The following is an 18,447-nucleotide window of genomic DNA, read 5'->3' as shown; positions in this document are numbered from 1 at the left end:
AGTGATCGAGCGCGTGGGCGAGACGAGCAGTCAGGTTACCGACGCGCGGTGTCGGTCGGACAACGCGGGTTGAGTTAATTGGTGTTCTCGGCCCGCCCGCCTCCGGACTGAGTGGACGGTGCGACGAAGGGGCCGAGAACTACGGCACCAGCCGTTATGACACCGCCTCCAGCACCAGTCGCTTGGCCTCCGGGGAGGGCGGCACCCGGTCGCGCTGCAACGCCCAGGAGGCGATGCTGTGGAACAGCGGTGCGGCCGAGCCGCCCCCGGTGCCGTCGGAGCTGCGCACGGGCGCGTCGAGCATCATGCCGATCACGTAGCGGGGGTTGTCGGCGGGCGCCATCCCGGCGAACGTGCTGTAGAACGACGAAGTCGAGTAGCAGCGGCACGCGGGGTCGACCTTCTGCGCGGTGCCGGTCTTGCCCGCCACCTGGTACCCCTCGATCGAGGCGGGTGCGCCGGTGCCCATCTGAACACCCATCGGGTCTTTCTGCACGGTCGCCTGGAACAGCTCACGCAGGGTGTGCGCGGTCTGCGGGCTGACCACACGCACGCCGTCGGGCTGCAACTCCTCGGTGCGGGTGCCGTCGGGGGCGACCTTGGCCTTGACGATGCGCGGCGGGATCCGCAGGCCGTCGTTGGCGATGGCCTGGTACATGGCCGTCATCTGCAGGGTCGTCATCGAGAGTCCCTGACCGATGGGCAGATTCGCGAAGGAACCGCCGGACCACTGGTCGCGAGCGGGTACCTGGCCGCCGCTCTCGCCGGGCAGGCCGACGCCGGTGCGCTGGCCGAGCCCGAAGCGGGTGACCATGTCGGCGAAGCGGTCCTCGCCCACGCGCTGGGCGAGCATGAGAGTGCCGACGTTGGAAGACTTTCCGAAGATGCCGGTGGTCGTATAGGGCGCGACATCGTGCTGCCACGCGTCGTTCACCGTGACGCCCGACATCCGGATCGAGCCCGGCACCTGCAGTACTTCGTCGGGGGTGGTCACGCCGTATTCGATGGCGGCCGCCGCGGTGATGATCTTGTTCACCGAGCCGGGTTCGAAGGGCTCGGAGACCGAGGGGTTGCCCATCTTGCCCGAGGCCCAATGGTTCGGGCCCAGTGCGGGATTGAAGGTACCGTCGTTGGCCATCGCGAGCACCTGGCCGGTCTTGGCGTCGAGCACCACCGCCGAGGCGGAGGACGCGCCGGAAACCTGTTTGGCCTGCTGCACCTGCTGCTGCACGTAGTACTGCAGGTCCGCGTCCAGGGTCAGCTCGACGCCGTACCCGTTCACCGCCGGCTGCAGATCCCGGTAGCTGCCGGGGATCACCGCGCCGTCGGAACCCTGGTCGTAGGTGCGCGAACCGTCAGTACCCGAGAGCACCGAATCCAGTGCCGATTCCAGACCCATCTGACCGTGCCGGTCGCCGCCGATCGCGCCGACGACATTGGACGCCAGCGAACCACCCGGGTACTCGCGCAGGTCCTGCCGTTCGGCGCCGACCTCCGGGAACTTGGCGGTGATCTCGGCAGCCACGCGCGGATCGACGTTCTTGGCCAGATAGTGGAACTTCTTGTCGCTCTTGAGTTTGTCGAGCAGTTCCTGCTCGGTGGGCGCCCCGAGCTTGTCGTGGATGAACTTCGCGATGTCCTTGAGCCGCTGTTCGGGGTCCGGCGCGCTGGGCTTCAGCTTCTTGGCTTCGACCATTTTCTCGCGCTCGGTCACCGGCTGGAAGGTCAGAGCTTTCACGGTGAGGGTGAAGGCGAGCTGGTTGCCGTGCCGGTCGGTGATGGGGCCGCGCACGGCCGCTTCGGTGGCTTTGATGGTGCGCTGCGAGGCCGCCTGCGCCGACAGCGCGGGAGCGGCGAGACTCTGAATGTAGAGCAGCTGCAACGCGACCACGGCCAACGAGGCCAGCAGGGTGACCCGGCCGACGCCGAGGCGCAGGCGGATCGGCCGGTCCGGCGAGAGCGAGCCTGCGCGGCGGGCCCTCGACGAGACCGGCCCGCGTCGCTGCTGCGACGCGGGCCCGCTCTGCTTCATCGAGGACCATCCTGCGATTCGACGACCTGCGGCTGTTCACTCGGCGGTCCGGCCGAGGGGGCTCGTAGTGCGGGGGCCGGAGCCACCGCACCCGGTAACGGCGCACCGGCCGGAATCGGCGGGTCGGCCACGACATCCGGAGCGAGCGCAGGCGTGTCGGCCGAGACCAGCGGTGCACCCTGACCCGCGACGTCGATGCGATCGGGCACCGTCGCCGGGGCGAGCGGGGCCGGGGCAGCGCCGTCCACCGGAGCGGGGACTTCACCGTTCGCCGCCGGTGCCTGACCGTTCGCCGGAGCGGGGACGGCTGCTTCGACCGGGGCTGGAGCGACCGGAGCGACCGCGGGCTGCGGCGCGTTCACGGTGGGGGCCGTCGGCGCGGGCGGAGACGCGAGCACGTTCGCCGGCACACTGCTGGGCGCGGCACCGGCGGGCGCGCTCGGACTCGCGGTGGCCGCACCCGGCTGCACCGGCACGACCCGCTCGCCCTGCGCCTGGGCGTGTCCCGGCGCCGGGGTGTTCGGGGCCGTGGTCGGCGGACCGTTCAGCGGCGGCACCGGTGCACCCTGCGCGGGCGTCGGATTACCGATCACGGTGACCTCGCCGTCGGCGCCGATCACCAGCCGGGCCGGATCCTTCGCGGGGATCATGCCGAGCTCACGTGCGCGAGCGGCCAATTCGGGCGCGGAGTCGGCGGCGGCGACCTCGCGCTGCAGCGCGGCCCGCTCGTCGTCGAGCTTGCGGTTGACCGCCCTGGCGTCACCGAGCTGATAGCTGTCCTCGGCGGCGCGGGTGGTGAGCAACAGGGTCAGGGCGAGGCCGCAGCCGAGCAGTCCGATGATCGCGGTGACGAACGGGATCCGCCCCGCCATCGTCGAGGCCCGTTCGGGCAGCTCGATGCCGTCGAGCAGCTGTTCCCTGGTGCGCTTGCGGGCGTAGGCCCGCTCTGCCGCACCGGACTTCACTCGTTCGGCCGCCGCTACGCGCCGGGCCGTCTTGCTCGGCACCGCGACTGTCGTCCGCACGCTCATCGTGTCCCCTCCTGTGTCCTCCCTGACCTCTCCGCGATTCGTTCGGCCGCGCGCATCCGCACCGGCGCGGATCGCGGATTGACCTCGATCTCGGACTCGGTCGCTTTTTCCGCTCCACGGGTCAGCATCCGGAATTCCGGTCCCATGCCGGGCAGTTCGACCGGCAGGTCCATCGGCGACCGGGACACGATCCGTGGCGCGAGTTCGTGTTTGACCAGCCGGTCTTCGAGCGACTGGTACGACATGACGCAGATCCGTCCGCCCACACGCAGTGAATCCAGTGCCGCGGGCAGGGCCGCCCGCAGCGAGTCGAGCTCGCCGTTGACCTCCACCCGCAGCGCCTGGAACGAGCGCTTGGCCGGATGTCCGCCGGTGCGGCGCGCCGCGGCCGGAATGGTCGCGTAGAGCACCTCGACGAGTTCGGCGCTGGTGGTGAACGGCTTGACCGCCCGCCTGCGCAGCACCTCCGAGGCGATCTTGCCCGCGAACCGTTCGTCGCCATAGGTTTTCAGCACCCTGGCCAGGTCGCCGTGACTGTAGGTGTTGAGCACGTCGGCCGCGGTGATCCCGGTGGTCGGGTCCATGCGCATGTCCAGCGGTGCGTCGACGGAGTACGCGAAGCCGCGTTCGGCCTCGTCGAGCTGCATCGAGGACACGCCCAAATCCATGAGAATGGCTGAGACGGAACCGGTTTCGTCGAGCCCCGCTTCGGCCAGGGCCGCGGGGATGCCGTCGTAGCGGGTGTGCACCAGCGTGATCCGGTCGGCGTAGGGCGCCAGGCGCTCGCCCGCCATCCGCAACGCGGTGGTGTCGCGGTCGAGACCGACCAGACGCGCCTGCGGGTAGGTACGCAGGAAATGCTCGGCGTGCCCGCCCAATCCGAGGGTCGCGTCGATGTAGACGGCGCCCGGTTCGCTCAGCGCGGGGCCGAGCAGATCGTCGGCGCGCTCGAGCAGAACCGGCACATGACGGGGGTTCTCGGCGTCATGGTTCACCTCGACCTCCCGGGATACTGCCTCGCGTCGCAGACGGATCGCCGTGCCACACAGTGCTTTTCGAATGAGTGCTTGTCGAACGAGTTGATGCGAATGCTTCGAGGTCTCTGACCGGGGCAAGGCACCTGGCGTCGGGGAAGTACGTCAGGGTCCACGCCCGGGCAGAGGCCTCGCAGCACTCGCGTGCTCCGGGTCAGAAGATTCCGCCCAGCGACTCGTCTCCGGCTTGCGCGTAGTCCTCCTCGTGTTCCTCGAGGTAGGTCTCCCACGCCTGCTTATCCCATATTTCGAGGAAGTCGACCGAACCGATCACCACGCAATCCCGCGAGAGGTTCGCATAGCGCCGATGGTCCGGCGACAGCGTGATCCGGCCCTGTGCATCCGGACGTTGCTCGTCGGTGCCCGCCGCCAGCGCTCGAACGAAAGCCCTTGCCTGCGGGTTACTTCGGGACGCCGACGCGGCTCGCCGCGCGAGCGCGGTGAACTCGTCTTTCGGATACACGGCCAGGCTGTGGTCTTGGCCTTTCGTGACCATCAACCCTCCCGCCAGATCGTCTCGAAATTTCGCAGGCAACGTCAGCCGCCCTTTGTCGTCCAATCGGGGGGTGTAGGTACCGAGGAACATCTCGGCCACCTCCCTACTGGATTCACCTCGCCGTACGGCCTCTCCTGTAGTGCGCGACCCACATTACCCCACTTTCCCCCACTTTCAATCGAAACCCTGAGTGATCCTGCTCCCCGCCAAGACAATTCCGCAGGTCATCCCAGCTATCACTGAGATTCGCGGTTATCCCGTGTTCGGGCAACCCGCGCGGGTCGGCAACCCCTCGTTCCGACAACGTTCAGCAAACATCGCAGGTGCGACATCGGTCGAGTGGCCGGGCGGGGGAAGGGTGGGGAGCGGTGGGGAAGGTGGGGGAACCGCCCTGGCCTCGCGTTCTGACAGTCACCGCACCCATGGACGCACGAAAGCGGCGCCACACCCGTGCTGGATGTGGCGCCGCCAACGTTGTCGGCTAGGTCTGAGCTATTCCTGCTCGAACCGTCGCCGGAATCGGTCTTCCATTCGCTCGGAGAAGCCGCCGGACTTGCGCTGGCGACCACCGCGGGCCGGGTGCCCCGTGGTCGGGCCGCTGCCCGCCGCGGGAGGCTCGGTCGCGTCCGGTCGGGCGGCGCGACGCGAGTTGCCGATCATCAACAGGACACCAGCGCCGAACATGGCGATGAATCCGACGAGACTGATGATCGGGAAACCGCCCGGCTTGAACGGGGCGGCGATGCCGGCGACGAGCAGAAAGAGGCCGACGGCGAACAACGCCGCAGCTTGGAGTCTGCGTCGACTCGACGTGGAGCGAAGACGTCCGCCGCGGACGGACGAGGCGAACTTCGGATCCTCAGCATAGAGAGCGCTCTCGATCTGTTCGAGCATGCGCTGCTCGTGCTCGGAGAGTGGCACGGTACCTCCCCCGGCACTAGGCGTGGCTGGTCGCCTCCGGGTAGGCGACGGGTAGCCGACCTTGGCGGCTATCTGCTCCCCATGATACGAGTTCGATCGGTGGCGTACCACCTACTCGGTCATAACTAAGCGGTCATGTCGCGGCCACGACTCGGCTGCGGGAGGCTCTTAGCCGCGGCTACCAGCGCATCGTCGACGTCGTAGAGGAATGCGCCCACCCGTGAGCAGAACTCGTCAGCTTGTGTGTCGGTGATCGCTCGGTCCAATCCGGCCTCCAGGGCGGCCCGTAATTGCGAGTGCGCCTCGAAGTAGTCGGCCCACATCACGAACTCCGGGCTGGCGCGTCTCAGTAACACCCAGGCGCTACGCGAGCGTGCCCGCGGCGCGCGATCGGCGCCGGTGAGGGCGATCATCGAGCCCGCGCCGCGCAGCGCGGCCAGGTACGCGGTGCGGAACCGTTCCCCCGGTTCGTGCTCCCAGGCGGAATCGGTGAGCAGCGCATCGGCCTGGCGTAGTAGTCCGCCGGCTCGCCCGTCGTGGCCCGCGTGCGCTCGACCATCGTTGTGACCAGCCATCTGCTGCCCCTTTCGCCCCTCGCACTGATCGAACTAACATTCGAACGTTTGAATTGAGATTGAATATAGGGACACCCACCGACAACTTTCCGCGTCCGCGCGCCATCGACGAGAGCCATGACAGCCGTCAAGCCGAATCACACCCCCGCACCCGTCATCGTCGACCTCAGCGTCGCCGCCCTGCGCGCACGCCTGCACGACGCCCTGTCGGTCTATGTCGCCGCCATGGAATACCCCCGTGGCACCGAGCATCACCGCGCCCCGATGTGGACCGAACACACCACCAGGGCCGGCTGGCGGGCGGTGGCCGCGGTGCTGCCCGACGATGCGGGCGGCGTCGACCTGCGCACCGCGCCGATCCTGGCGATCGCCTACGGGTACAGCGGTGCGCCGCGGCAGTGGTGGCACCAGCAGGTACAGACCGGTATGCGGCGCTGCGGATGGCCCGACACCGCCGCCCGTGACCTGCTCGCCGACTATTTCGAACTCACCGAGCTGCACGTCCACCCGGCGGCGCAGGGCCGCGGGATCGGCGCGCGCCTGCTCGAGCGGTTGCTGGCCGACCGCGCCGAGGCCGCGGTGCTGCTGTCGACGCCGGAAGTCCCGGAGGAGGCGAACCGGGCCTGGAAGTTGTACCGGCGGGCCGGATTCACCGATGTGATCCGCAATTTCGTGTTCGCGGGCGATACCCGGCCGTTCGCCATTCTCGGCCGCAGGCTGCCGATGCCGCCCACGCACCCATGACGACGGTGGTGGTCGGATCCGGTCACAACGCGCTGGTCGCGGCCTGTTATCTGGCCCGGGCCGGGCACCGGGTGCAGGTGCTCGAGCGCGACGAGGTGCCCGGTGGCGCGGTATCGACGGTGGCGCGATTCCCCGGCCATCTCGTTGATCGTGGATCTTCGGCGCACATCATGATCCGGCACACCGGGATCATCGAGGAGCTCGAGCTCGAACGGTTCGGGTTGCGTTATCTCGACTGTGATCCATGGGGCTTCACACCGTCCGACGGTGCGCGCCCGCCGATCGTGTTCCACCGTGATCTCGACGAGACGTGCGCCTCGATCGCGGCCGCCTGCGGTGTCAAGGACGCTGACGCATATCGCCGCTTCGTCGAGGTGTGGGGCGAGCGCAGCGCACGGGTGATGCGGTCGTTCGGCGGGCCGCCGACGCCGGGCAGGCTCGTTCGCTCGTTCTGGGGGCTGGACGCGCGGGCCGGCGGATCGGCGTTGTCGCGGGAGTTCTTGCAGTCCGGTGACGCGCTACTGGACTTCTGGTTCGACGACGAACGGCTCAAGGCGTCGCTCGCGTGGTTCGGCGCGCAGTCGGGTCCGCCGATGTCGGAGCCGGGAACGGCGCCGATGGCCGGGTTCGCCGCGCTCATGCACACAGTGCCGCCCGGGCGTGCGGTGGGTGGGAGTGGGGCGCTCAGCGCGGCGTTGATCGCGCGCCTGCGGGCCGACGGTGGCGAGCTGCACACCGGCGACGCCGTCACCTCGCTGCGCCGATCCGGCAGCGGGTGGCAGGTGGCGACCGAATCGGGCCGGACACTGCACGCCGGCACGGTGATCGCGGGTTCCCATATCCTGTCGACACTCGACCTGTTGCGCGCGGGCGATTTCGACGCCCAGGTCCTCGACGACTGGCAGCGCCGCATCCGGGTCGGCCCCGGCATCGGCATGGTCGTGCGCCTGGCCACCGACCGGCTACCCGAATACCCCGGCGCCTCCCCCGCCGAATCCGCCCGTGGTCTGCAGTTTCTCGTCTCCGACCGCCGGCAGCTGCGACTGGCTCACGGCGCCGCCACGGCCGGTTCGCTGCCGCCACGCCCAGTGGTGCTGGCGATGAGTTTCAGCGCGCTCGACCCGTCCATCGCGCCCGCGGGCGAACATCAGCTGTCGCTGTGGGCGCAGTGGCATCCCTACGAGCTCGCCGACGGCGGCAACTGGGCAGCACACGCCGAGCACGAAGCGGACCGGATCATCGCCGAGGTCGACCGGTACGCCCCGGGTTTCACCTCGTCGGTACTCCGGCGATTCGTGCAGACGCCGGTCGATCTCGAGCGGGAGATGGGTCTGCGCGGCGGCAACGTCATGCACGTGGAGATGTCACTCGATCAGATGATGCTGTGGCGGCCGCTGCCCGAGCTGTCGGGCCAGCGCGTCCCCGGCGCTCCCGGCCTGTATCTGACCGGCGCATCCACCCATCCCGGCGGCGGAGTCTCCGGAGCCAGCGGGCGCAGCGCGGCCCGGCTGGTCCTCGGCGACGGGCGCAAGCGCCGGTTCACGCCGCTGCGCAAGCGATGAAGGCCTGCCCGCCACACCGCCGGAGTCGGCCGCACGGCAGCACCGGCCCGACAGTTCGGCGGCATCGATGACCGGCACGATTCTCGACACAGGTCGTCGTACTCTCGCCGCGATCCTCGCCTGGTTACGCGCCGACCCACGCCGCGCGATGCCGGCCGTGACCGCGCTGGCGCTGGTGCTCGCGCAGATCACGTACCCGTTGAGCGCGGGGGTGGCGCGCGACCGGATCACCGTCGCGGTCGTGGTGCTGTCCGCCTCGACCGCCCTGCTGCACGCGGCGACCACTCGTGGATTGCGGTGGGCCGCCGGGTTCTTCGTCGTCGTGTCCGGGCTGGGGCTCACCGCCGAAATCGGCGGCACCGCGACCGGATTCCCGTTCGGCGGCTACGCCTATGCCGTCGATCGGCTCGGGCCCGCGTTCGCCGATGTCCCGTTGGCGGTGCCGTTGGCGTGGACCGGCGGGCTGTACCCGATCTGGATCGTCGCGGGCATGCTCGTGTCCCGCGGGCACCCCCCGAGCGCCTCGATCACGCGCCGCCCGGGTCGGTCCGGATCCGTGCGTGCGCGGGCACACAGCGCGTCGGACGCTCGACTGCTCAGCGGGTCGAATGCCGGGCGCGTGGGGCTGTTCGTCCTCGGCGCGGTCGGCTGGGATCTGTTCCTCGATCCGCAGATGGTGGCCGACGGCCAATGGACCTGGGCGGTCACCGACACGGGCCTGCCCGGCATCCCCGAGATCCCGTACACCAACTACCTGGGCTGGGCGCTCGTCGCCGTGGTCATGGCAGTGATTCTCACCCTGCTCGATCATTTCCTGCCGCCGCCGCGCGACCCGTCGGTGGCGGTCCCGGTCGCGGTGTTCGGGTGGACCTGGCTCGGCTCAGCTCTCGCGCACGCGGTGTTCCTCGGCCTTCCCGCGTCGGCGATCTGGGGTTTCCTCGGTCTCGGTGTGCTCGGAATCCCGTTGTTTCTGCGTGCGCGGGCCGCGCGACGCGCGTTCTGAGCGGGCAGGCCCCGCCGCGACACACCCCGATTCGGGGCGAAAATGCCTGATCGGCGCGGGTGGGTGGTGAACGCTGGGCCCGTCGTGTGGGCTCTCGGGCCTGAGCCTGGCACGATGTCAACCGTGCAGCCGAGTCCCGTCGCCGACATGCCCGCTCCTTCGCCGCGTCGTTCCGTGCCCGCGCGGCGCGTCGCGGCCGTTGCCGTCCTGCTGGCATTGCTCGTGCCCGCGCTCGCCGGGTGCCTGCGTGTGCAGGTGTCGATGGGGGTGTCGTCGAACGATCGCGTGTCGGGGCGGATCGTCGCCGCGGTGGTGCCGACGGGGCCTGAAGACAAGGGGCCGCAGCTGAAGGCGCCGGAGCAGCTGGCGGCGAAGGTGCGGGTGGAGAACTACAACCAGGACGGGTACATGGGTACCCAGGTGTTCTTCGACGATCTGTCCTTCGGCGAGGTCGGCCAGCTCGGTGGCCTGTCGGATCAGACCCAGGGCATGTTCACGCTCGAATTCCAGCGCAGCGGCGATCTGGTGAGTCTCACCGGGCGGGTCGACCTGGAATCGGTGCCGCCGCACGGCTCGGACGTGCAGTTCTCCGTGGCGTTCCCGGCCCGCGTCGCCAAGACCAACGGCACCCGTGAGACCACCGACAGTGAGAACACGGTGTCGTGGAAGCTGCCCGCGGGCGAGGTGTCGACCCTGCGTGCCGAGGTGAAGTACGCCGACCCCAACACCCGCTCGTTCGCGGGCTGGGCGGGCATCGTCGGCGGCATCACCCTCGCGGTGGCCGCGCTGATCGCGGGCCTGGCGTTCCGCGACCGCAACCCCGGCCCGCCGAACGCACCGCGTGGCGGTTTCTCCCCCTCGGAGATGTGGCGCGAAATCTCCAGTCGCAGACTGGGCCGCTGACATGAGCGCGGCTGCCCGCTACCTGACCTGGGCGGGCACCGGTCTGGCCGCGCTCGGCGCGGCCACCGCCGCCTACAACCTGGTCACCTTGCGCACCCTGCCGCGCGGGGTCGCGGGCGTGATCGAACCGGTCACGGTGTGCGTCCCCGCCCGCGACGAGTCGCAGCGCCTGCCCGCGCTGATCGCCGACCTTCGCGCGCAGGTCGGCGTCCCCCGCCTGAGCGTGCTGATTCTCGACGACGCGTCCACCGACGGCACCTACGAAGCCGCACTCGACGCGATCGCCGACGACGAGCGCTTCACCGTCCTGCGCTCGGCCGCCCACCCCGCCCCCGGGTGGACCGGCAAGGCCGCCGCGTGCGCGCGCCTGGCCGCCCGCACCGACGCGGCCGCCCTGGTCTTCATCGACGCGGACGTCCGCCTGGCCCCCCATGCGATCGCCGCCGCGGTGACCGAATTGCGCAGGCGCGGAGCAGGTCTGGTCTCGGCCTGGCCGAGACAGGACGCCGGTTCGACCGCCGAGCGCCTCATCCAGCCCCTGCTGGCCTGGTCGTGGGCCTCGACCCTGCCCGTCGGCCCCGCCAATCACAGCCTGCGCCCGTCCACCGTCGTAGCGTGCGGCCAGTTCCTCGCCGTCGACGCCGCGGCCTACCGCGCCGGCGGCGGCCACGCGGCCGTAGCAGCCAGCGCCACCGAGGACCTGGACCTGGCCCGCGCCATCCGCCGAGCAGGCCATCGCACCGCCCTGGTGACCGCGGGCCCCGCCGCGAGCACCCGAATGTATACCGGCACCACCGAACTCACCGACGGCTACACCCGCTGGCTGTGGTCGGCCTACGGCGGCCGCCGTGACACCGGCGCAGCCATCGGAATCCTCGCCGCCCTCGCCTATTGGATTCCCCCACTGGCCGCGATCTTCGGCCGCACCCGAACCCGCCGAGCAGGCCTACTCGGCTACCTGGCCGCCGTCACAAGCCGTCTGACCGCCCGCACCATCGAAACCCGCCGCCCCCCAACGGCCCTCGACCTCACCTCAGCCCTGGCCCACCCCCTCTCGGTAGCCCACTACCTCGTTCTCTGGACCCGCTCCCACCACCGCCACCGCACCGGCCGCCTCCGCTGGAAACAGCGACCTTTGGTGACGCCCGACGACGCCGTTACCCGCCTGGCATGACCACCGCCTCCGTCGCCACTCCGGCGGTTGACGACTGTTCGATGTCCAGATCCAGGTCTGCCCAGGCGATTTCGACCTTGACCAGGTCGATTTGCGGTGACAAGGTCCTGACCACGTAGCCCGATTCGCTCGGTGACGTACCTGCCGTCCGAAGTGAGACGCTGTTGCTCGATGGAGGACACCGGTCCGTCGTCGTCGACCATGCGGACGATCCAGTACTGGGCGATGCCGAGCCTGACGCCGACCCGCGAGTTTCAGGCGACCTCGGTAATGCCGATGGTGGGAAAGAAGAAGCAAGACCTGCCCGCATTGTCGGTGGTGCCGAAGACGGCGGCCAGGACGGTACCGCGGCCGGTGTCTACGGGGACAGCGCGAACGCCGCCGACGGGGATGGCAGCGAAGAGGAAGTCCCGGATGGCGGTTTCGGCGAGGGGACGCAGTTCGGCGGGAACCTCGGGCGGGACCATGGCGCGAACGATGTCGGCGATCGAGCCCATCGAAGCCATGCCGCCGCGACCGGTGCTGATATTGAGCCAGGCCACCTGCATACCGGAGGTTTTCGTCGCAGCGGTGTCGGGGGCGAGGCCGTAGGGCAGGAAGGTGAACAGGGTCTGGCCGGACTTCACGGCCGACAGGTCGATGCCCGGGATCGGGAGGGTGTTCGCCGGCCACGGCCCAGGGACCGCGCCCGCGACAGCCGGCACGAGACCCGCGCCGTCACCGGTGCAGTTCGCGGCGACCGTGGGGTACAGGAACGGCTGGATACCCAGGGATTTCAGCGTCTCGACGACGGTTTGGTAGGCGCCGAGCAGATCACCCGGGCCCGCCGATGGCCGAACAGCCGGCGCATCCCGGGTGACAGCGGGCGTCACCGGTGCGGCCGGTTCGGCGGCGGCCAGTGGCGCGGCCAGCAGTAGCGCGGCGGCGCAGGCCGTCAGCGAGGTCAGTGTGGTGGAACGACGTGCAACGATCACGGCGAAACTCCTCATCGACGCAGAGAAGGCCGACGCTACCGCGTGCGGTGGGTGAATCCGGACAGGTGAAGTCACCGGCCGTTCGGCGCGTCGCAATCTCGCAGCGAACCCGCCGCCGCGGCCCGGTGTCCGCCCCCTTCTCGGCACCGGACCCAACGACGCGTCCGCAGGATCCCTACGCCCGGACGCGTTCGCCCAGACCCCTGCGCACGCGCCCGCGCGCGAATCACCTACCGCGCCGAACCGGGGCAATTATGCCGGTGCCCACGATCGGTTCCAACCTCTGCGCTCACGTTGATTTCTATCGTTGCGCGCACTAGTGCATATGCCACATGCTGATTCAGCTCGGGCCACGACGGCCGGGCACAACCATCCAGAGCGACCGAGAGACCTGGCTCTACGACGTCGCAGCAACCCGCCCGTTTCGGGGTGTGGGTGCTTCTGCCGGGTTCGATGGAGGAGATTTTCTGCTGTCCACCTGTCCGGCCTGAGCGCCGCCAGATCGCGAACCCGTTGCTGGCCGGGTGGAGGTCACTGTGCCTCGTTCCACTGTTTTCCGAAGGATTCCCATGACCGCGTCTGCCGTATCCGGCGCCGAGACCGCGCCCGCACCGCCCGGCGACGCTCTCCCCGCCGACAAGGCGCCCGTCGACGACCTGCCCCGGATCGCCGGGTCGTGGCACCCGTGGCGCTGGGCCGTCGCGGCGATCGCCCTACTGCTGGTGGCCCAGTTCGCGCACGGCCTGATCACCAATCCGGGTTGGGACTGGGGCACTTTCGCCCAGTACTTCACCGCGAAGTCGGTCCTGGCCGCACTCCGGGTGACCATCGAGCTCACCCTGTGGGGCACCGCCCTCGGTTTCGCGATCGGCACGCTGCTGGCGATCGGGCGGGTGTCGAACAATCCCGTGCTGCGGGTGATCGCCTGGACCTATATCTGGGCTTTCCGTTCGATCCCGCTGATCGTGCAGCTGCTGTTCTGGTTCAACATCGCCTACCTGTATCCCCGCCTGTCCGTGGGCATTCCGTTCGGCCCCGGCTTCTACGAGTTCGATGTCAATGGTGTGATCAGCGGTTTCACCGCGGCGGTGATCGGGCTGGCCCTGCATCAGGCGGCGTATTCGGCCGAACTGATCCGGGCGGGTCTGCTCGCCGTCGACGACGGTCAGCTCGAAGCGGCGGCGGCGCTGGGGATTCCACGCTGGCGCCAGTTCCGCACGATCGTGTTGCCGCAGGCGATGCGCTCGATTCTGCCGAACGCGGCCAATGAGGTGATCAGCCTGTTCAAGGGCACCTCGATCGTGTCGGTGATGGCGATCGCCGAGCTGTTCTACCAGGTGCAGGTGATCTTCGGCCGAAACGGCCGGGTGGTGCCGCTGCTGATGGTGGCGACCGTCTGGTACATCGTGCTCACCACGGCGCTGTCGATCCTGCAGTACTACATCGAACGGCACTACGCCAAGGGCGCGCAGCGTGAGCTGCCGCCGACACCGTGGCAGCGGGTCCGCGCCAAGGTCACCGAGATCGCCGCCGGTGCGGCCGCACCCCGAGGAGCAACCCGATGACCGCAGCGGTGCTGGCGCGCGGAATCCGCAAGTCCTACAGCGGCACCGAGGTACTGCGTGGCGTGGATCTGGCCGTACGCGCCGGTGAGGTGGTCGCGCTGATCGGGCCGTCCGGCTCCGGCAAGTCCACACTGCTGCGGGTGCTCAACCATCTGGAAGCGCAGGACGCGGGCACCGTACACATCGACGGTGAGCTGATCGGCTACCGCCAACGCGGCAATACCCTGCGTTCGCTGCCCGACCACGCGGTGCGCGCCCAGCGCAGCCGCATCGGCTTCGTGTTCCAGCAGTTCAATCTGTTCCCGCATCTCACGGTGCTCGACAACGTGGTGCTCGCCCCGGTCTCGGCGCAGCGCCGTCCGCGCGGCGAGGTGATCGCCGAGGCGACACAGCTCTTGGAACGGGTGGGCCTGGCCGATTTCGTCGACGCCTACCCCCGGCGTCTGTCCGGTGGTCAGCAGCAGCGCGTGGCCATCGCACGGGCCCTGGCCTTGAAACCACGGCTGATCCTGTTCGACGAACCCACCTCCGCACTCGACCCGGAGCTGGTCGGCGAGGTCCTCGCGGTGATCCGCGATCTCGCGCACAGCGGCACCGCGCTGGTGATCGTCACCCACGAGATCGGTTTCGCCCGCGAGGTCGCCGACACGGTCGTGTTCCTCGACGAGGGCGTGATCGTCGAGCAGGGCGAGGCCGCCAGCGTTCTCGATCACCCCGAACACCCGCGTACGCAGGCGTTCCTGTCCCGCGTCCGCTGAACATCCCTTCCCACGAACAGGTTTCGACACTGATGAAGCTCTCCACTCTGATCGGCATCGTCGCGGCGGCCACGCTGTTGACGGCAGGCTGCACCGCCGAGCCCGAGGCCGCCGACACCGTGCAGGCCGGTGCGATCACCTACGACCTGTCTCCCGCCCAGGAGGGCAGGGTGCGCGCCGCCAAGGTCGACGCGATCGCCGCCGAGGTGCCCAAGGCCATCCGCGACCGCGGCACGCTGGTGGTGACCGGTCCCGCCGGTTCCGTGCCGCCGCTGCGGTTCTACGCCACCGACGACCGGACCGTCATCGGCTCCGAGGTCGACTTCGCCACCCTGGTGGCCGACATCCTGGGCCTGAAGCTCGACATCCAGGTGGCCGACTGGTCGCAGAACTTCGTGCGGGTGGATTCCGGTGAGGTGGACGCGTTCATCTCGAACGTGACCGTCACCGAGGAGCGCAAGGAGAAGTACGACTTCGCCACCTACCGCACCGACACCGTCGCCCTCGAGGTCCCGAAGGACAGCACGCTGACCTACACCGACCGCAAGAGCCTGGCGGGCAAGCGGATCGGGATCGGCGCGGGCACCAATCAGGAACAGCTGCTGGTGAGCTGGAACGAGAAGAATGTCGCCGAGGGCCTGCCCCCGGTCGACATCGCCTACTACCAGCAGAGCACCGACTACTACCTCGCGCTGGCCTCCAAGCGCATCGACGGCTACATCGGCCCGAACCCCGCGGCCGTCTATCACTCCGCCACCAGCGACGGCAAGATCATCGCCACCTTCTCCGGCGCGGGTGAGCAGCTGCAGGGCGAGATCGCGGCGCTCACCAAGAAGGACAACGGCCTGATCGGCCCGATCCACAAGGCGCTGCAGCACGCGATCGCCGACGGCAGCTACCAGAAGATCCTCGATCGCTGGGGCCTGAATTCGGAGAAGGTCACCGAGTCGCGGATCAACCCGCCCGGTCTGCCGAAGAAGCCCGCCGCATGAAGTTCCTACTGATGACGCTGATCACGCGGGTGCCCGATCCGGTCACCGGCGTGGTCCCGACGACGCGCGATCGCCTGCACGAGGTGGTCGAACAGGCCAGGCGCGCCGAGGAACTCGGCTACGACGGGTTCGCGGTCGGTGAGCGGCACGAGGATCCGTTCCTGTCGGCCGCTCCCCCGGTGGTGTTGAGCCATATCGCGGCCCTCACCTCGCGAATCAGCCTGTTCACCGCGGTCACCACCTTGAGCCTGCTCGATCCGGTGCGCGCGTTCGAGGACTATTCCACCCTCGACAACCTGTCCGAGGGCCGGCTCGAGCTGATCATCGGCAAGGGCAACGGCGCGGCGCAGGCGCAGCTCTATCACGTCACCACCGAGGATCAGTGGGAGCGCAATCGGGAAGGGTACGAGCTGTTCCGGGCGCTGTGGGACAGCGAGGAAGTGACGTGGTCGGGACAGTTCCGACCCTCGCTCGCCGCCGCCAAGGCGTTGCCCCGGCCGCTGCAGCCGCGGGTGCGGATCTGGCACGGGAGTGCGACGAGCCTGGAGTCGGTGGAACTGGCCGCGCGCCACGGTGATCCGGTGTTCTCGGCGAACGTCACCAATCCGATCGAGCCGTACGCCGCGCTGATCCGCCACTATCGCGAGCGGTGGGCGCACTACGGTCACGACCCAGCCGATGCGCTGGTCGGCGCGGGCACCGCGGGCTTCCATGTGGCGCGGACCTCGCAGGAGGCCGTCGCGGTGTTCCGCCCGCTGTTCGAGGCGCGGACCTCGCTGCAGCGCAAGGTCGGCAATCCGGTCGTGTTCGAGACCGTCGAAGACTTCGTCACCCGCTCGTCGGCGCTGGTCGGCAGCCCGGAGCAGGTGATCGACAAGGTCGGCCGCTATCACGAACAGTTCGGGCACGAGGTGATCCACCTGTCCGCCGAACGTGACGGCCGCACCGAATCCGAGTACCTGGGCAGTCTCGAACTGTTCCAGGCCGAGGTGGCGCCCGAGCTGCGCCGCCGCATTCCGAGTCGTCCCCTGGCCGCTGGCCGCCAATTCTCTGGAGTTGTCTCGTGATCCGTCCTCGTCATCGCATCGCCGCCGCCGTCGGCGCACTGGCCGCCGTCACCACGGTGGTCGCCTGTGGCAGCGACACCGCAGGCTCCGGTGCTCAAGCCGGTCCGCCGCAGCCGGGCGGCACGTTGCGCTACGGGCTGTCCGGCGCTCCGACCTGCTCGGATCCGGCGCAGTCGGGCACCAACCAGACCATCTATGTGGCCCGCCAGATCGTCGACTCGCTGACCGATCAGGACCCGAAGACCGGCGCGATCACGCCGTGGCTGGCCAAGAGCTGGGAGGTCAGTCCCGACGCCAAGGTGTTCACCTTCAAGTTGGCCGATGGGGTCACTTTCAGCGACGGCACCGCGCTCACCGCTGATTCGGTGCGCGATACGTTCGACGCGATCGTGAAGCTCGGTGCCGCGAAGGCACAGCTGGGAGCGAGCTACCTCACCAGCTATGTCGGCACGACGGCGGTCGACAAGCTCACCGCCCGCGTGGAGTTCAGCCAGCCGAACGCCCAGTTCCTGCAGGCGTCCTCGACTCCGCAGCTCGGCATCCTGGCCACCTCCACCAATGCCAAACCGGCCGAGGCCAGGTGCGCTGGTGACAACATCGGCAGTGGCCCGTTCACCTACGCCGCGTACAAGCAGGACACCTCGGTGACCCTGGCCAAACGCGCGGGCTACAACTGGGGCTCCGCTGTTTTCGGCCACCAGGGCGAGGCGTACCTGGATCGGATCGAGTTCACCGTGGTACCCGAGTCGGGTGTGCGCACCGGCAGCCTGGCCTCCGGTCAGCTGGACGCGGTCAGCGACGCACTGCCCCAGGACGCACCGCAGATCGAGGCCACCGGCGGGCGGATCCTGTCGACATCCAACCCCGGTACTCCGTTCGGCTTGCAGCTCAACGTGACTCGCGGCCCGCTGCGTGATCCGGCGGTCCGGCAGGCACTGCTTCCTGCGATCGACCGCAAGCAGCTCGTCGAGACCGTGCTCGGTCCGCAGTTCAAACCGGCGACCTCGAGCCTGGCATCAGCGACCCCGGCGTACCTGGATCAGTCGGCACGGCTCGCCTACGATCCGGCCAAGGCCAAGTCGATCCTGGATCAGGCGGGCTGGACGCTCGGTGCGGACGGTGTGCGGGCCAAGAACGGCGAGCGACTCAGCTTCGCGGTGACGTTCAGCCAGGTATTCGCGGGCAACCAGGCGATTCTGGAGCTGGTGCAGCAGCAACTGCGCCAGATCGGCGTGGAGCTGAAGCTCGATCTCGTCTCCACCCCGGAGGCCATCGCGAGGCAGAACACGAAAGACGTCGACGCCGGTTACGGCAACTCCACCCGCGCCGACGGCGATATCCTGCGCACGTCGTTCGGGCTCGCCGGGCGCAATATCAACGCACGCGGCCCGATCCCCGAGCTCGACACAACTCTCGACCGGCAGCTCGCCACGAACGATCCGGCCGCCAGGGCGGAACTGCTCGCGACAGCGCAGCGGCAGGTGCTCGACAACGGGCTCTACGTCCCGACGATCGAGCTGTCCCAGGCGATCGGAGCGGCCGCGCACACCCAGGATCTGAAATTCGAGGCCTCAGCGCGACTGCAGTTCTTCGACACCTGGTTGAGCGGGCACTGA

The 18,447-nt window shown here is 69.1% G+C and carries 17 protein-coding genes and 1 riboswitch; of the genes, 10 read left to right on the top strand and 7 right to left on the bottom strand.

The genetic code is table 11. The features are described from left to right. Positions 1 to 154 precede the first annotated feature (154 nt). From ACWFRF_RS23225 to ACWFRF_RS23200, 6 genes are all read right to left on the bottom strand, one after another. Complete coding sequence (locus tag ACWFRF_RS23225) at positions 155 to 2,032, bottom strand: peptidoglycan D,D-transpeptidase FtsI family protein (protein WP_378992587.1); 1,878 nt, start codon at positions 2,030 to 2,032, stop codon at positions 155 to 157. Then, positions 2,029 to 3,063 carry a hypothetical protein gene (locus ACWFRF_RS23220; protein WP_452452199.1) on the bottom strand — a complete coding sequence of 345 codons (1,035 nt, stop codon included), beginning with the start codon at positions 3,061 to 3,063 and terminating at the stop codon, positions 2,029 to 2,031. Before ACWFRF_RS23220 ends, ACWFRF_RS23225 begins: the two co-directional genes overlap by 4 nt. Further along, positions 3,060 to 4,058 (bottom strand): 16S rRNA (cytosine(1402)-N(4))-methyltransferase RsmH, encoded by a 999-nt coding sequence (gene rsmH / locus ACWFRF_RS23215; protein WP_378921492.1) that lies wholly within the window; start codon positions 4,056 to 4,058, stop codon positions 3,060 to 3,062. Before rsmH ends, ACWFRF_RS23220 begins: the two co-directional genes overlap by 4 nt. 193 nt (positions 4,059 to 4,251) lie before the next feature. Continuing rightward, a complete protein-coding gene (gene mraZ, locus ACWFRF_RS23210; protein WP_056816815.1) occupies positions 4,252 to 4,683 on the bottom strand; it encodes a division/cell wall cluster transcriptional repressor MraZ in 432 nt (143 codons plus the stop codon). 402 nt (positions 4,684 to 5,085) lie between these two features. Next, the gene (locus ACWFRF_RS23205; protein WP_378636672.1) at positions 5,086 to 5,514 is read right to left on the bottom strand and encodes a DUF3040 domain-containing protein; all 429 of its coding nucleotides are present in this window, start codon (positions 5,512 to 5,514) and stop codon (positions 5,086 to 5,088) included. A 125-nt stretch (positions 5,515 to 5,639) separates the two neighbouring features. Continuing rightward, positions 5,640 to 6,089: an SAV_6107 family HEPN domain-containing protein gene (locus ACWFRF_RS23200; protein ID WP_378636670.1), complete on the bottom strand. Its 450-nt coding sequence runs from the start codon at positions 6,087 to 6,089 to the stop codon at positions 5,640 to 5,642. 117 nt (positions 6,090 to 6,206) lie between these two features. Between ACWFRF_RS23200 and ACWFRF_RS23195 the strand changes: the two genes are divergently transcribed. From ACWFRF_RS23195 to ACWFRF_RS23175, 5 genes are all read left to right on the top strand, one after another. After that, a complete protein-coding gene (locus ACWFRF_RS23195; RefSeq protein ID WP_378992583.1) occupies positions 6,207 to 6,833 on the top strand; it encodes a GNAT family N-acetyltransferase in 627 nt (208 codons plus the stop codon). Further along, the gene (locus tag ACWFRF_RS23190; protein WP_452452197.1) at positions 6,830 to 8,395 is read left to right on the top strand and encodes a phytoene desaturase family protein; all 1,566 of its coding nucleotides are present in this window, start codon (positions 6,830 to 6,832) and stop codon (positions 8,393 to 8,395) included. The genes ACWFRF_RS23195 and ACWFRF_RS23190 overlap by 4 nt, the downstream gene beginning before the upstream one ends. 67 nt (positions 8,396 to 8,462) lie before the next feature. After that, the gene (locus tag ACWFRF_RS23185) at positions 8,463 to 9,398 is read left to right on the top strand and encodes a carotenoid biosynthesis protein (RefSeq protein ID WP_452452195.1); all 936 of its coding nucleotides are present in this window, start codon (positions 8,463 to 8,465) and stop codon (positions 9,396 to 9,398) included. A 147-nt stretch (positions 9,399 to 9,545) separates the two neighbouring features. Further along, positions 9,546 to 10,301 carry an LppM family (lipo)protein gene (locus ACWFRF_RS23180; protein ID WP_378992682.1) on the top strand — a complete coding sequence of 252 codons (756 nt, stop codon included), beginning with the start codon at positions 9,546 to 9,548 and terminating at the stop codon, positions 10,299 to 10,301. 1 nt (position 10,302) lies between these two features. Then, a complete protein-coding gene (locus ACWFRF_RS23175; RefSeq protein WP_452452193.1) occupies positions 10,303 to 11,475 on the top strand; it encodes a glycosyltransferase family 2 protein in 1,173 nt (390 codons plus the stop codon). Positions 11,476 to 11,729: 254 nt separating this feature from the next. Here the strand turns inward: ACWFRF_RS23175 and ACWFRF_RS23170 are convergent, their stop codons facing one another. After that, positions 11,730 to 12,449 carry a hypothetical protein gene (locus ACWFRF_RS23170; protein ID WP_379312186.1) on the bottom strand — a complete coding sequence of 240 codons (720 nt, stop codon included), beginning with the start codon at positions 12,447 to 12,449 and terminating at the stop codon, positions 11,730 to 11,732. A 366-nt stretch (positions 12,450 to 12,815) separates the two neighbouring features. After that, positions 12,816 to 12,909, top strand: a riboswitch (SAM riboswitch). Between the two features lie 109 nt (positions 12,910 to 13,018). On the opposite strand from ACWFRF_RS23170, the gene ACWFRF_RS23165 reads away from it, so the two are divergent. Genes ACWFRF_RS23165 through ACWFRF_RS23145 form a run of 5 tightly spaced genes read left to right on the top strand, consistent with a single transcriptional unit; the run spans position 13,019 to position 18,447 of the window. After that, complete coding sequence (locus ACWFRF_RS23165) at positions 13,019 to 14,014, top strand: amino acid ABC transporter permease (protein ID WP_379312187.1); 996 nt, start codon at positions 13,019 to 13,021, stop codon at positions 14,012 to 14,014. Further along, complete coding sequence (locus ACWFRF_RS23160; RefSeq protein WP_452452191.1) at positions 14,011 to 14,772, top strand: amino acid ABC transporter ATP-binding protein; 762 nt, start codon at positions 14,011 to 14,013, stop codon at positions 14,770 to 14,772. Before ACWFRF_RS23165 ends, ACWFRF_RS23160 begins: the two co-directional genes overlap by 4 nt. Before the next feature lie 32 nt (positions 14,773 to 14,804). Further along, on the top strand, positions 14,805 to 15,764 hold the full coding sequence (locus ACWFRF_RS23155) for an ABC transporter substrate-binding protein (RefSeq protein ID WP_378992572.1): 960 nt from the start codon (positions 14,805 to 14,807) through the stop codon (positions 15,762 to 15,764). Beyond that, complete coding sequence (locus tag ACWFRF_RS23150; RefSeq protein WP_452452188.1) at positions 15,761 to 16,831, top strand: LLM class flavin-dependent oxidoreductase; 1,071 nt, start codon at positions 15,761 to 15,763, stop codon at positions 16,829 to 16,831. The genes ACWFRF_RS23155 and ACWFRF_RS23150 overlap by 4 nt, the downstream gene beginning before the upstream one ends. Further along, positions 16,828 to 18,447: an ABC transporter substrate-binding protein gene (locus tag ACWFRF_RS23145; protein WP_379312190.1), complete on the top strand. Its 1,620-nt coding sequence runs from the start codon at positions 16,828 to 16,830 to the stop codon at positions 18,445 to 18,447. The genes ACWFRF_RS23150 and ACWFRF_RS23145 overlap by 4 nt, the downstream gene beginning before the upstream one ends.

It is taken from the genome of Nocardia sp. NPDC055165, assembly GCF_053606985.1.
Note: the sequence above shows the minus strand (reverse complement) of the source record. Positions and strands in the feature narration are given on the sequence as shown.